This is a genomic window from Acidovorax sp. FG27 (genome assembly GCF_040365715.1).
GTDB lineage: Bacteria > Pseudomonadota > Gammaproteobacteria > Burkholderiales > Burkholderiaceae_C > Paracidovorax.
The window spans coordinates 320,019-334,398 of record NZ_BAABVY010000002.1 but is presented as its reverse complement, the minus strand read 5'-3'; the positions used below and the strand labels follow the sequence as shown (position 1 = coordinate 334,398).

9 protein-coding genes and 1 pseudogene are annotated in these 14,380 nt (G+C 70.9%); 6 read left to right on the top strand and 4 right to left on the bottom strand.

Annotated elements, in window-relative coordinates:
* Positions 1-23: 23 nt before the first annotated feature.
* The 3 genes from ABWV53_RS02020 to ABWV53_RS02010 form a co-directional block, all read right to left on the bottom strand.
* Complete coding sequence (locus ABWV53_RS02020) at positions 24-434, bottom strand: DUF4148 domain-containing protein (RefSeq protein WP_353362387.1); 411 nt, start codon at positions 432-434, stop codon at positions 24-26.
* Between the two features lie 218 nt (positions 435-652).
* Complete coding sequence (locus ABWV53_RS02015; RefSeq protein WP_353362385.1) at positions 653-967, bottom strand: VF530 family protein; 315 nt, start codon at positions 965-967, stop codon at positions 653-655.
* A 184-nt stretch (positions 968-1,151) separates the two neighbouring features.
* Positions 1,152-2,087, bottom strand: coding sequence for a LysR family transcriptional regulator (locus ABWV53_RS02010; RefSeq protein WP_353362383.1), 936 nt, complete (start codon positions 2,085-2,087; stop codon positions 1,152-1,154).
* Between the two features lie 166 nt (positions 2,088-2,253).
* On the opposite strand from ABWV53_RS02010, the gene ABWV53_RS02005 reads away from it, so the two are divergent.
* The 4 genes from ABWV53_RS02005 to ABWV53_RS01990 all read left to right on the top strand — a co-directional run bounded on the left by ABWV53_RS02005 (position 2,254) and on the right by ABWV53_RS01990 (position 9,511).
* Positions 2,254-3,123: an alpha/beta hydrolase gene (locus ABWV53_RS02005; RefSeq protein WP_353362381.1), complete on the top strand. Its 870-nt coding sequence runs from the start codon at positions 2,254-2,256 to the stop codon at positions 3,121-3,123.
* Between the two features lie 230 nt (positions 3,124-3,353).
* Positions 3,354-4,667 (top strand): efflux RND transporter periplasmic adaptor subunit, encoded by a 1,314-nt coding sequence (locus ABWV53_RS02000; protein WP_502903809.1) that lies wholly within the window; start codon positions 3,354-3,356, stop codon positions 4,665-4,667.
* Positions 4,668-4,696: 29 nt separating this feature from the next.
* The gene (locus ABWV53_RS01995; RefSeq protein WP_353362379.1) at positions 4,697-7,936 is read left to right on the top strand and encodes an efflux RND transporter permease subunit; all 3,240 of its coding nucleotides are present in this window, start codon (positions 4,697-4,699) and stop codon (positions 7,934-7,936) included.
* Between the two features lie 57 nt (positions 7,937-7,993).
* Complete coding sequence (locus tag ABWV53_RS01990) at positions 7,994-9,511, top strand: efflux transporter outer membrane subunit (protein ID WP_353362736.1); 1,518 nt, start codon at positions 7,994-7,996, stop codon at positions 9,509-9,511.
* A gap of 6 nt (positions 9,512-9,517) precedes the next feature.
* Here ABWV53_RS01990 and ABWV53_RS01985 read toward each other — a convergent pair whose 3' ends face one another.
* Positions 9,518-11,680: a TonB-dependent siderophore receptor gene (locus tag ABWV53_RS01985; protein ID WP_353362377.1), complete on the bottom strand. Its 2,163-nt coding sequence runs from the start codon at positions 11,678-11,680 to the stop codon at positions 9,518-9,520.
* Positions 11,681-12,054: 374 nt separating this feature from the next.
* Here ABWV53_RS01985 and ABWV53_RS01980 point away from each other — a divergent pair, with 374 nt between their 5' ends.
* Together ABWV53_RS01980 and ABWV53_RS01975 are read left to right on the top strand one after the other, a co-directional pair.
* Positions 12,055-13,494 carry an NAD-dependent succinate-semialdehyde dehydrogenase gene (locus ABWV53_RS01980; protein WP_353362375.1) on the top strand — a complete coding sequence of 480 codons (1,440 nt, stop codon included), beginning with the start codon at positions 12,055-12,057 and terminating at the stop codon, positions 13,492-13,494.
* A 106-nt stretch (positions 13,495-13,600) separates the two neighbouring features.
* A pseudogene (locus ABWV53_RS01975) lies at positions 13,601-14,229 on the top strand (LysE family translocator).
* Positions 14,230-14,380: the final 151 nt, after the last annotated feature.

The following is a 14,380-nucleotide window of genomic DNA, read 5'->3' as shown; positions in this document are numbered from 1 at the left end:
GGAGCGCCGGCTCATGCGCCGTCTCAGCGACGGGCGGTGGGCAGGGTGCAGCCGCTGCCGCCCGCCGGCCGCTGCACCGGTGCCGTGGAAGGCAATCCATACGACTGCAGCATCGCGGCCTCCATCTCGCCCGACGCCCGTGCGCATTCCAGCTCGGCGATGACCTGGGCGCGGGTCAGCGGGGCAGGGGCGGACGGTGCGCTGCCGGCCGCGGCCGATGGGGCTGCCTGCACGGCAGTCCCGGCGGTCGCGGTGCTGGTGGTGGCGGTGGTGGCGGTGGTGGGGGCATTGGCGGCGCCCGCAGGGGGCGCGGCCTGCTGCGCCAGCGCGCCGGTGGCGCCCGCCGACAGCATGAACAGCCAGGCCGCGGCGGCCAGCGTCGAGCGGGGTGCAAGACGGCGGCCCGTGGACAGGGCGGCGTCGAAAGAAGCCATGAAGGGGTGCATGGAAAGGCTCTCCGGTAGGACAGGGCGGCGCGGGATGGCCGTCCGTGATGTCACTGTGCCGGCCGCCTTCGGCAGGCGCCATCGGCCTGCGACGAGCTGCGCCCTGGTGCCCGTCAGTGGCGGAGGGGGAGCGCCAGCGGTTGCCGATGGGGGCGCACGCCGGCGCGATGGCCGCACCGCTTTCACCCCACTCCGGCGCGACAGGTTCAGCGCTGCCCCTGGCGGCGTTGCTCGCGCAGCATGAAGAGATAGAGGCTTTCGACCTTCTCTCGCGCCCAGGGCGTCTTGCGCAAGAACTTCAGGCTCGACGACACGCTCGGGTCGCTCTGGAAGCAGCGCACCGGAATCTGCTGGGCCAGGCCGCGCCAGCCGAAATGCCGCTCCAGCGCGACCACCATGGCCTCCAGCGTGACGCCGTGCAGCGGGTCTCTGGAGCGGACCGGCGCCGCTGCAGGGGCAGCGGATGCGCTGGCGTCGGCAGCGGGGGTGGCGGTCGGTGGCAGGGTGGGGTCGTCATGCATGGCGAGGGAGCATACGCCCTGCGCCGATTCACGTCGTTTTCACAGGGAAAATGACCGACAGCGCTTGCTGCATAAGCGCATATAGCTATTATTATTGTAGCAATTGCCTGGCTTCGGCGCCTGGCATGCCGCTGCGCATGGCCCGCCCGCTGCGCGCGCCAGCCTCGCCGGCCGCTCCCGTCGCTCAGACCGTGCCGGGCGGGGCTTGCAGCAGCCGGTCGCCGGCGAAGAGCTCCGCGGCCCAGTCGACGAAGGCCCGCACCTTGGCGCTCAGGTGGCGGTTGGGCGGGTACACCACATAGACCGGCAGCAGCGGCTGCGTCCATTCCGGCAGCACGCGCACCAGCTGACCTTCGGCGAGCGGCTGGTCGGCCTGGAAGGTGGTGATCTGGCCCACGCCGTGCCCCGCCATCAACGCGGTCACGTAGGCGTTGCTTTCATTGACCGCCAGTTGCGACGGGCCGGCCAGTTCCAGCACCTCGCCATCGCGGTGGAATTCCAGCGGATAGCGGCGGCTGGACACTGGCGAAAAGTAGATCACGCAGCGGTGGGCGCCGTCGCCGCGCTCCAGATCCAGCGGGTGCTGCGGCGTGCCGTGCCGCGCCAGGTAGGCCGGTGACGCGACGGTGATGAATTCGAGATTGCCGATGCGCCGCGCCACCAGGGACTGGTCCGCCAGCTCCCCGCCGCGGATCACGCAGTCCACGTTGTCGCCGATCAGGTCGACGGTGCGGTCGCTCACGCCCAGGTCGATCTGGATGTCGGGAAAGCGCTGCTGAAACTCCGCCAGGCGCGGCAGGATCAGCAGCCGCGCGACGGAGGAGCCGACGTCCACGCGCAGCCGGCCACGCGGGCTGGAGCGCGCCTGGCCCATGCTCGCCTCGATGTCGTCGAAATCGGCCAGCAGCCGCACCGTGCGGTCGTAGTAGGCGGCCCCGTCGGCGGTGACGGTGACGCGCCGGGTGGTGCGGTTGAGCAGTTTCACGCGCAGGCGCGCTTCCAGCGCCTGCACGTGCTTGGTGATGCTGGCCTTGGGCAGATGCAGCGAATCGGCCGCGCGCGTGAACGTGCCGGCTTCCACCACCCGCGCGAAGATGCGCATGGCCTGGATCTGGTCCATGGCTTGTCCTTCCTCATCCCTGGTCGGGGTGGAAGAATTCTCACACGCGGGCAGGGCGTGCATTGTTCCGCGTTTGGAAACAGAGCAATGGCCATTCGCGGGTTTATCGTGCCGACCGGGGCCGCTACATTGCTCATCACCCGGCCTCCTGTCAGGGACCCACCCCATGTCATCTCCCTTCTCCGCTGCTCCACCGCCCAGCCCGCCTGCGCCCCCCGCTTGCGCCGACGCCACCATCGACGTGGCGCCCGGCCGGCAGGTCGGCGTGCGGGTGTACGGCAAGAAGCCCAAGGCGAAGACGGGCACCGCGCCGGCTGCGGCGCTGCCGCTGGTGGTGCATTTCCATGGCGGCGCGTTCGTGTCGGGCGACCTGGACAACGGCGGCACCGTGGCCACCCTGCTGCAGGGCGCGGGCGCGCTGGTGGTGTCGGTGGCCTATCCCCTCGCGCCGTTCCCGGAGCCGCTGGAGACGGGCTATGCCGTGCTGCAGTGGGCCTTCAAGCACCGCACGCGGCTGGCCGGGGCCGGCGCGCCGGTCTACCTGGCCGGCGAAGAGGCCGGCGGCAACCTCGCTGCGGGCGTGGGCCTGATGGCACGCGACCAGTCGCACCCACCGATCGCCGGACAGATCCTCCTGTCGCCCATGCTCGACCCCTGCGTGGGCACGCCCTCGGTGCGTGCCGCCACGGGCGAGGCCACCGCCTGCAAGTGGTCGATGGGTTGGACCAAGTTCCTGGGCTGCACCCGCGACGCCGAGCACCCCTATGCCGTGCCCGCCGCCGCACAGCGCCTGGCCGGGCTGCCCCCCACGCTGGTGCTGGTGGGCAGCGACGACCCCATGCGCGACGAAGCGCTGGCCTACGCCGCGCGGCTCGAAGCCGCCGGCCAGCCCGTCACGCGCCACATCTTCAACCAGGCCGCGCAGTGGCCCGAAGCCCTGCTGCAGCAGGGCGCCGGCCACTGCCCCTGCGCGCCCGAGGTGCAGGCGCAGTTGCGCCAGTTCTTCGAGGCGACGCGATGTCGGCCGCCGCTGTGAGCCCTTAAGTCCTCTGATCGCGCGGCGCCGCGCTGCCGCCGCCGTCACCCATCGATTTCCGCTTGACCTCAACCACGGTTGAGGTCGGAGACTGCACACGCCTGCCGATCGCACGGCGTTCAACCACCGTTCGTTTTTTCCGGGCCCGATGCGCCGGAGGGCACCGCTTTGCCCGCGTTTTTTTCCATCGCACCGAATCGCCCGGCCCTGCAACACAAGGAGGAACCACCATGACACACATCAACGACCCGTCGAAGCCCGATTCCCAGCCCGTCCGCACGCCAGAGGCATTGCCGGCGGCCGCGCCCGCTCCATCCTCCGCACGCCGCTGGTGGACCGCCGCCGGCGCCGCCGTGGCCCTGGCCGCCGCCGGGGGTGCTGTCTTCGGCCTGGGCACCTCGCATGCGGAAGCGCCCCAGGCCGCCGCCGCGCCGCCGGCCGCCGTGCCCGTGTCCGTCGCCGCCGTGGTGCAGCAGGAGGTGTCGCTGTGGGACGAGTTCTCCGGCCGGCTGGAAGCCGTGCAGCGGGTGGACGTGCGGCCGCGCGTGGCGGGCGCCCTGCAGGCCGTGCATTTCCGCGAAGGCGCGCTCGTGCGCCAGGGCGACCTGCTGTTCACGGTGGACCCGGCGCCCTTCGCCGCCGAGGTGGACCGTGCCGCCGCGCAGGTGGCCGCCGCGCAGGCCCGCGTGTCGTACACCCGCAGCGAAATGGAGCGCGCCACGCGCCTCTGGGAAGAGCGGGCCATCGCGCAACGCGAGCATGACGAGCGCATGAACGCCCAGCGCGAAGCCGACGCCAACCTGCACGCCGCCCAGGCCGCGCTGCAGGCGGCGCGCCTGAACCTGGGCTACACCCAGGTGCGCGCCCCGGTCTCGGGGCGCGTCGGCCGCATCGAGGTCACCCAGGGCAACCTGGTGGCCGCAGGCGCCGGCGCGCCGGTGCTCACCACGCTGGTGTCGGTGAGCCCGATCTACGCCAGCTTCGACACCGACGAGCAGATCGTCGCGCGCGCGCTGGGCGGCCTGCGCGGCGGCCAGGGCGCCCGCGCCCAAATCGAGCGCATCCCCGTGCAGATGGGCACCGGCACGGCCGGCGGCACGCCGCACACCGGGCACCTGCAGCTCATCGACAACCAGGTCGACGCACGCAGCGGCACGGTGCGCGTGCGGGCCGTGTTCGACAACGCCGATGGCGCGCTCATGCCGGGCCAGTTCGCCCGCATCCGCATGGGCCAGGCCAGAAGCGCGCAGGCCGTGCTCATCAACGAGCGCGCCGTCGGCACCGACCAGAGCAAGAAGTTCGTGATGGTGGTGGGCGAGGGCAACAAGGCGGAGTACCGCGAAGTGCAGCTGGGCGCGCCGGTCGATGGCCTGCGCGTCGTCACCTCGGGCCTGAAGGCCGGGGAGCGCATCGTCGTGAACGGGCTGCAGCGCGTGCGCCCGGGCGCTGCCATCGCCCCGCAGGAAGTGCCGATGGCCGCCAAGGCCGAACAGGGCGGCGACGCTCGGCAGGCGCGCGCCGCCGCCAAGCAACCGGCGGCCTGAGACGGCGCCGCAACCAGGGCAAGAACACCATGAACCTCTCTCGCTTCTTCATCGACCGCCCCATCTTCGCCGGGGTGCTGTCGGTGCTCATCTTCCTGGCGGGGCTGATCGCCCTGCGCGCGTTGCCGATCTCGGAATACCCCGAGGTCGCGCCGCCCTCCGTGGTGGTGCGCGCCACCTATCCCGGCGCCAATCCGAAGGTGATCGCCGAGACCGTCGCCACCCCGCTGGAGGAATCGATCAACGGCGTGGAAGGCATGCTCTACATGGGCAGCCAGGCCACCACCGACGGCGTGATGACGCTCACCGTGACCTTCGCGCTGGGAACCGACCCCGACAAGGCGCAGCAACTGGTGCAGAACCGCGTCTCGCAGGCCGAGCCGCGCCTGCCCGAGGAAGTGCGCCGCCTGGGCATCACCACCGTCAAGAGCGCGCCGGACCTGACCATGGTCGTGCACATGGTCTCGCCCAACGGCCGCTACGACATCGACTACCTGCGCAACTATGCGGTGCTCAACGTCAAGGACCGGCTGGCGCGCATTCCCGGCGTCGGGCAGGTGCAGATCTTCGGCGGCGGCGACTATTCCATGCGCGCCTGGCTCGACCCGCAGAAGGTCGCGCAGCGCGGCCTGTCGGCCGCCGACGTGGTGGCCGCCATCCGCGGCCAGAACGTGCAGGCCGCAGCCGGCGTGGTCGGGCAGTCGCCGGGCCTGCCGGGCGTGGACATGCAGCTGTCGATCAACGCGCAAGGGCGCCTCGCGACGGTCGAGGAATTCGGCGACATCATCGTCAAGACGGGCGCCGACGGCGCGGTGACGCGCCTGCGCGACGTGGCCCGGCTGGAGCTGGGCGCAGCCGACTACTCGCTGCGCTCGCTGCTCAACAACGACCCGGCCGTCGGCATGGGCGTGTTCCAGGCGCCGGGCTCCAACGCGCTCGACATCTCGTCCAACGTGCGCGCCACCATGGCCGAGCTGCAAAAGCACATGCCCGAGGGCGTGGAGTTCCGCATCGCCTACGACCCCACGCAATTCGTGCGCGCCTCCATCCATTCGGTGATCCAGACGCTGCTGGAAGCCATCGCGCTGGTGGTGGTCGTGGTGATCCTGTTCCTGCAGACCTGGCGCGCCTCCATCATTCCGCTGCTGGCGGTGCCGGTGTCGGTGGTGGGCACGTTCGCCGTGCTGCACCTGCTGGGCTTCTCGATCAACGCGCTGTCGCTCTTCGGGCTGGTGCTGGCCATCGGCATCGTGGTGGACGACGCGATCGTGGTGGTGGAGAACGTCGAGCGCAACATCGAGGCGGGCCTGTCGCCCCGCGAGGCCACCTACCAGGCCATGCGCGAGGTGAGCGGCCCCATCATCGCCATCGCGCTGGTGCTGGTGGCAGTGTTCGTGCCGCTGGCCTTCATCAGTGGTCTGACGGGGCAGTTCTACCGGCAGTTCGCGGTCACCATCGCCATCTCCACGGTGATCTCGGCGATCAATTCGCTGACCCTGTCGCCGGCGTTGAGCGCGCTGCTGCTCAAGGGCCACCACGAACCCAAGGACGCGCTGACGCGCGGCATGGACCGCGTGCTGGGCGGGTTCTTCCGCCGCTTCAACCGCGTGTTCCACCGCGGCTCGCAGGCCTACAGCGGCGGCGTGCAGCGCGTCATCGGCCGCAAGGCGCTCATGCTGGTGATCTACACCGCGCTGGTGTTCGTCACCTGGGGGCTGTTCAAGGCGGTGCCCGGGGGCTTCGTGCCCGCGCAGGACAAGCAGTACCTGGTCGGCTTCGCCCAGCTGCCGGACGGCGCCACGCTGGACCGCACGGACGACGTGATCCGCCGCATGGGCGAGATCGTGAAGAAGAACCCGAACGTGGAAGACGCCATCGCCTTCCCGGGCCTGTCGATCAATGGCTTCACCAACAGCTCCAACTCCGGCATCGTCTTCGTCACGCTCAAGCCCTTTGCCGAGCGCACCCGTGCCGACCAGAGCGGCGGCGCCGTCGCAGGCCAGCTGAACCAGGCCTTCGGCAGCATCGAGGAGGCGTTCATCGCCATGTTCCCGCCCCCGCCGGTGGCCGGGCTGGGCACGACGGGCGGCTTCAAGCTGCAGATCGAGGACCGCGCCTCGCTGGGTTATGAAGCCATGGACGCGGCGGTGAAGGCCTTCATGGCCAAGGCCTACCAGACGCCCGAGCTGGCCGGCCTCTTCACCAGCTGGCAGGTCAACGTGCCGCAGCTCTACGCGAACATCGACCGCACCAAGGCGCGCCAGCTGGGCGTGCCGGTGACCGACATCTTCGAGACGCTGCAGATCTACCTGGGCAGCCTCTACGCCAACGACTTCAACCAGTTCGGCCGCACCTACAGCGTGCGCGTGCAGGCCGATGCGGCCTACCGCGCCCGGGCGGAAGACGTGGGCCTGCTCAAGGTGCGCTCGACCACGGGCGAGATGGTGCCGCTGTCGGCGCTGATGAAGATCGAGAACAGCTTCGGCCCCGAGCGCGCCATGCGCTACAACGGCTTCCTGGCCGCCGACGTGAACGGCGGGCCCGCCCCCGGCTACTCGTCGGGCCAGGCGCAGGCCGCCATCGAGCGCATCGCCGCCGAGACGCTGCCGCAGGGCATCGGCTTCGAGTGGACGGAACTCACCTACCAGGAGATCCTGGCAGGCAACTCGGCCGTGCTGGTGTTCCCCATCGCCATCCTGCTGGTGTTCCTGGTGCTGGCCGCGCAGTACGAGAGCCTGACGCTGCCCATCGCCATCATCCTGATCGTGCCCATGGGCCTGCTGGCCGCCATGGCGGGCGTTTGGCTGACCGGCGGCGACAACAACGTGTTCACGCAGATCGGGCTCATCGTGCTGGTGGGGCTGTCGGCCAAGAACGCGATCCTGATCGTGGAATTCGCGCGCGAGCTCGAATTCGCCGGCCGCACGCCGGTGCAGGCCGCCATCGAAGCCAGCCGCCTGCGGCTGCGCCCCATCCTCATGACCTCGCTGGCGTTCGTGATGGGCGTGCTGCCGCTGGTGCTGTCCACGGGCGCGGGTGCCGAGATGCGCAGCGCCATGGGCGTGGCGGTGTTCGCCGGAATGATCGGGGTGACGGCCTTCGGCCTCTTCCTCACACCGGTGTTCTACGTGGTGCTGCGCCGCATGGCGGGCAACCGGCCGCTGCAGCAGCACGGCAGCCACGTGGCGCCGATCAGCCCGCCCGACGCCGGCAGCCTGGGTGCCAACGCCCAGCCGGTGCTGGCCGCGCCGCGCGGCCAGCACGAATGAAACGCCGCAAGCCAAGCAAACCAACGAGGACCTTTCACCATGTCTGCTGATTCCCTGATGGCTTCCTTCGACAGTTCCGCCGTTCACGTGCGCCGGGCGGTGCGGCTGCTGCCGCTGGCCGCCGCCCTGGTGCTGGCCGGCTGCGTGGGCACGCCCACCCTGACGCAGCCTGCCCACGCCGGTGTGCCCGTGCCCACCCGCTTCAGCGCGGAAAGCACCTCGCCTCTCTGGACGACCGCCGCGCCCGCTGAAGCGCAGCCCCGCGGCGCCTGGTGGCAGAGCTTTGCCGACCCGGTGCTGAACGACCTGGTGGAGCGTGCCGCCACCGGCAACACCAGCCTGCAGGAAGCCGCTGCGCGCCTGGCCGAAGCCCGGGCGCTGCTGCGTTCGGCCGATGCCAACCGGGCGCCGCAGGTGGGCGCATCGACGGGCGTGGCCCGGCAGGCCGGCGCCAATACGGCCTCCGGCGGGCCCGTGCCCGCCACGCTGGCCACGGCGGGCCTGAACGTGTCTTACGAACTCGACCTGTTCGGCCGCCTGTCGCAGGCCAGCGACGCGGCGCGGCTGGACGCGCAGGCGCGGGCTGCGCTGCTGCAGAGCGCCCGGCTGATGGTGCAGGCCGACGTGGCGCAGACCTATCTGCAGCTGCGCGCCGTGCAGGCCGAGCGCGCCCTGGTGCAGGAGAGCCTCGATGCCTACCAGGGCACGCTGCGCCTCACCCAGCGCCGCTATCAGGCGGGCGACGTGGCCGAGCTGGACCTGGCCCGCGTGCAGACCGAGGTGGCGGCCACCGAATCCGAGGCGCTGGCGCTGGAGCGCCAGCAGGTGCTGCTGCGCAATGCGCTCGCCGTGCTGCTGGGCGAGGTGGCCACCGGCTTCACCGTGCCGCCCGCACCGGCCGAAGCGGCCCTGCCCGCCATCCCGGCCGGCGTGCCGGGCACGGTGCTGGCGCGCCGGCCCGACGTGTCGGCGGCGCAGGCGGCGGTGCTGGCCGCGCAGGCCCGCGTGGGCGTGGCCCAGGCGGCGTGGTTTCCGGCCGTCACGCTCACCGGCAACGGCGGCTTCGCGTCGCCCGAGCTGGGCGATCTCTTCAAGTGGTCGGCGCGGTCCTGGGGCATCGGTGCGCTGCTGTCGCTGCCGATCTTCGACGGGGGCCAGCGCGCCGCGCAGGAAGAGGGCGCCCGCGCCCGGCTGGAGGGCGCCATGGCCGCGCACAAGGGCCAGGTGCTGACGGCGTTCCGCGAGGTGGAGGACCAGCTGGGCGCCCTGCGCCTGCTCGCCGGCCAGGCCGAGGCGCAGGAGCGGGCCGTGCAGTCCGCCCGGCGCGCCACGCAGCTGTCCGATTCGCGCTACCGCAACGGTTTGGTCAGCCAGCTGGAACTGCTGGACGCACGGCGCAGCGAACTGCGCAACCGCCGCCAGGCGCTGCAGGTGCGCACCGCTCAGCAAACGGCGACGGTGGGCCTCATCCGTGCGCTGGGCGGCGGCTGGGGGGAAGGCGCATCCGGCGCGCTGGCTTCGGCCGATCCGGTGGTCGGCGGCGGGTGGCTCGCTGCCGCTCCGCCAGCGCGCTGAGCCGGGTCAGAAGCGGTACGTGCCCGTCAAGGTGACCGTGCGGCGCTGGCCGTAGAAGCAGTCGCCCCGCGCCAGGCACTGCGTGATCTGCACCTTGTCGGTGAGGTTGGTCACGTTGAGCGCCAGGCGCCATTGGCCCGCGTCGTACGCTGCCAGCGCATCGGTGAGCAGGGCGGAGGGCGTGGTGATGGCGCTGGTGCCGCTCCACTGCGAGCCGGTATAGCGCAGGCCCGCGCCCACGGTCCAGCCGCCGCGGCCGCTGCTGGCGAAGCGGTGCATGAGCCAGCTCGAGGCCGTGTGCCGGGGCACGCTGGCCACGGGCTGGCCCTGGTCGCCGGCATTGCTGCGCGAGATGACGGCATCGGTGTACGCATAGCCCACGGTCCAGTCCCAGTTGCGCGCCAGGCTGGCCGTCATCTCGGCCTCGAAGCCCTTGGTCTTCACTTCGCCGATCTGCAGGCTGTTGAGCGGGTTGCCGGGGTCGGTGGTCTTGCGGTTCTTCTCGCGCAGCTGGTAGATGGACGCGAAGGCCGAGATGCCCTGGCCCTCGGGCTGCCATTTCACACCCGCTTCCCACTGCTCGCCGCGCTGCGGCTTGAACGGCGCGCCGTAGAAGTCGGCCCCGCCCAGCGGCTGGAACGACTCGGAATAGCCCAGGTAGGGCGCCCAGCCGCCGTCCAGTTGGTAGGTGACACCGGCGCGCTTGGTCCAGGCCTTGTCGTCGCCCGCGGCGGCGGGGCGGCCCTGGGTCTCGCTCTTGGCCTGGTCGTGCCGCAGGCCCACGGTGGCGGTGAGCCGGCCCCACTTGATCTGGTCCTGCGCGTAGAAGCCCAGCTGGCGCTGCTCCACGTCGGGCTGCCGCACGAGGGCCGTGTCGGCCGGGGCGGTGAAGTTGCCGTAAACCGGGGCGTAGACGTCGATGGACGGCGCCAGCGCACGCCAGGTGCGCTGGCCCCAGTGGTTGCGCTGCACGTCGATGCCGCCCAGCACGGTGTGCTCGGTCTCGCCCCAGCGCAGCTTGCCTTCGAGCTGCGTGTCCACCAGCAGCATGCGCGAATTGCCCACCGTCCAGGAAGCGTCGCGCACCACGGTGCGTCCGTCGGCATTGAACACCGGCCGGGCGGGGCGGCCCCGCGCCGCGTTGGCGGCGAAGCTGGTGTAGAGCGTGCGGTAGTCCACCTCGCCCAGGCTGCGCCGCAGGTTCTGGCGCACCGTCCAGTCGTTGCCCAGCTGGTGGCTGAACAGATAGCCCCAGGTGGTGCTCTCGGAGTCGTAGCGGTCCCACCCGGGCTCGCTGATGAAGGTGGACGTCGGGATCTGGCCGTAGCGGTTGGGCAGCTGCGTGCCCTGCCACGGGAAGAACCCGATCATCGAGCCGCTTTCGTCCTTCTGGTGCGTGAACTGCAGCGTGAGCGAGGTGGCGGCGCTGGGCTTGAAGGTGAGCGTGGGGGCGAAGACCAGGCGGTCGTCGGGCACGTGGTCCACCTGGGTGTCGCTGTCGCGCCCCACCGCCACCAGGCGGTAGAGCCACTGGCCGTCCTCGGTGAGCTTGCCCGTCAGGTCGGCGGCGATCTGCTTGCGGGCATGGCTGCCGACCTGCACCTGCACCTCGCGCAGGGCTTCGGCCTGCGGGCGCTTGGAGGTGAGGTTCAGCACGCCGCCCACGCTGCCCTGCCCGTACAGCACCGAGGACGGACCGCGCAGGAATTCCACCCGCTCCAACGTATAGGGGTCGGGCCGGGTGTCGTTCCAGTAGCCGATGAAGCGCACCATGCCGTCCAGGTACTGCGTCACGTCGCCCCCGCGTGCCTTGAAGGTGTCCTGCCGGCTGTCGAAGTAGTTCGACACGACGCCCGCCGAGTACGCCGTCGCCTGCCGCAGCGTCTGCACGCCCTGCGCTTCCATCTGGTCCCGGGTGATGACGCTGATGGCCTGCGGTGTCTCGATGAGCGGCGTGTCGGTCTTGGTGGCCGACAGTGCGCGCTTGGCGACGAAGCCGCTGACGGGCGCGGTGGGGTTCTCGCCCTCCGCGTTGGCATTGACCGTGACGGGCGCGAGCGTGGCGGCGGGCGCCGGGGCTTGAGCCTGGGCATGGGCCGGCGCGGTGGCGTTGGCCAGCAGCGCGGCTGCGGCGACGAGGTTGAGACGAGGCAATCGCGTGAATCGCATGGAAGGCTTTCCGTCGATGAAATGAGGCACGGTGGCGGAATTGGCTTCCCGGATGCGCGGACGGCAGCGGGTGGCTGAGGCAGGGGCGCAGGATCAGGCGGCCGCGAGGCAGCGGCGCCGTGCGGCCAGGCGGGCATTCTAGAGGGTATCGAGAACCATTCTTATCTTCATCGGGCGGTGCAGCGGCTCGGCGAGGTCTCTGGACACCCGATGGCACAGGGTTGTCATGGGCGAGCCTGCAGGACTGCGGCAGCCGACCTATAGTGCTTGGTTGCTGCCGCGCTCGCCGGCCTGCGGGCCCGGGTGACCCCTCCGGGCGAGTGGGGTCGAAAGTGCAAGCGCATCCCCTTCCAATCCTGCAAGGAGCTATTCGAATGACCTATCCCAACACGCAACTCTTCATCGCCGGCCAGTGGCAGGACGCGGCCGACGGCAAAACGATTGCCGTGCACAACCCCTCCACCGGCCAGGAGATCGGCCGGGTCGCGCATGCCGGCCGTGCCGACCTGGACCGCGCGCTGGAAGCGGCGCAAAAGGGTTTCGAGGCCTGGCGCGACCTGCCCGCCGTCGAGCGCGCAAAAATCATGCGCCGCGCCGCCGGCCTGATGCGTGAGCGCGCCGAAGCCATCGGCCGCATCCTGACGCAGGAGCAGGGCAAGCCGCTGGCCGAGGCCAAGGTCGAGGCCATGGCGGCGGCGGACATCATCGAATGGTTCGCCGACGAAGGCATGCGCATCTACGGCCGCATCGTGCCCTCGCGCGGCAATTTGAACGTGCGCCAGCTGGTGCTGAAGGACCCGGTCGGCCCGGTGGCCGCGTTCACGCCCTGGAACTTCCCCATCAACCAGGTGGTGCGCAAGCTGGGCGCCGCGCTGGGCGCGGGTTGCTCCATCCTCGTCAAGGCGCCAGAAGAGACCCCGGCCAGCCCGGCCGAACTGATCCGCGCCTTCGCCGATGCGGGCGTGCCGGCCGGCACCGTGGGCCTGGTGTATGGCGATCCGGCCGAGATCTCCAGCTATCTCATTCCGCACCCCGTCATCCGCAAGGTCACCTTCACCGGCTCCACCGCCGTGGGCAAGCAGCTGGCGGCCCTGGCCGGCAAGCACATGAAGCGCGTGACGATGGAGCTGGGCGGCCATGCGCCGGTGATCGTGGCCGACGACGCGGACGTCGAGCTGGCGGTGAAGGCCTCCGGGGGCGCCAAGTTTCGCAATGCCGGCCAGGTCTGCATCTCGCCCACGCGCTTTCTGGTGCACGAGAGCATTCGCAAGGATTTCGTTGCCGCGCTCACCCGCCATGCGCAGGGCCTGAAGGTGGGCGACGGCCTGGCCGAGGGCACGCAGATGGGCCCGCTGGCCAACCCCCGCCGCGTCACCGCCATGGCCGAGCTGCTGCAGGACGCCGTCCAGAGCGGCGCCGAGGTCACGGCCGGCGGCGAGCGCATCGGCAGCGAAGGCAACTACTTCCAGCCCACGGTGCTGGACAACGTGCCGCTCAGCGCCCGCATCTTCAACGAAGAGCCCTTCGGCCCCGTGGCCGCCGTGCGCGGCTTCGAGAAGATCGAGGACGCCATCGCCGAAGCCAACCGCCTGCCCTACGGCCTGGCCGGCTATGCCTTCACCCGCTCGCTCAAGCACGCGCACCTGCTGTCGCAGCGGGTCGAGGTGGGCATGCTGTGGATCAACCAGCCAGCCACTCCGTCGGCCGAACTGCCCTTCGGCGGGCTGAAGGATTCGGGCTACGGCTCCGAAGGCGGCCCGGAGGCCATCGAAGCGCACCTGAACACGCGCGCCGTGTCGATCACCAACGTGTGACCCCGGCCGCCTGCGCCCGGCAGGCACGCTCCCACCCGTCGAAGGCTGCGCCGCAGGGCGCGGCCTTCGTCGTTTCTGGCGCTGCGCCGCTGCTTATCATCGCCCGATGCTGACTGCCGCCCAACTCATCGCCTTCCTGGTCGCCGCCGTGCTCATCACCGCCACGCCGGGCCCCGACAACCTCATGGTGCTGGGCATGGGCATGTCCCGGGGCCGGCGGCCCGGCATCGTGTTCGGGCTGGGCTGCGCGCTGGGGTGCCTGAGCCACACGCTGCTGGCCGTGGTCGGGGTGAGCGCGCTGATCGCCGCCTCCCCGGTCGCCTTCACCGCGCTCAGGTGGGTGGGCGGTGCGTACCTGATCTGGCTCGGCATCCAGGCGCTGCGCAGCACCGGGGGTGGCGGTGTGGCCTCCGCCCAGGCGGCGCCCGCGCAGTCGCTGCGCGGCTTGTTCTTCAAGGGCATGCTCGCCAATGCGATCAACCCCAAGGTGGTGCTGTTCTTTCTGTCGTTCCTGCCGCAATTCGTGGTGCCGGCCCAAGGCCAGGTCGCGCTGCAACTGGGGCGCTGGGGCTGGCCTTCACCGTGCAGGCGGCGCTGCTGTTCGGCCTGCTGGGTTACTTCGCCGGCTCCATCGGTGCGTGGCTGAGCCGCCGCCCGCGCGCAGGCCTGTGGCTCGACCGCATCGCCGGCGCGGTGTTCGTGGGGCTGGGGTTGAAGATGTTGAGCGGCCGATAGGGTGTGCGCGACGGGCGCGCGCCGCGCGCTGGCGGTCGCCACGTGGAATCCGCGCAAGAGCATCGTTTTGCCTGCCGACTTGTCGTGATAATTGGGAGTGATTCCCATTTAACAATGACCATGCACGACCGCAGCTTCCCTTCATCCGCCG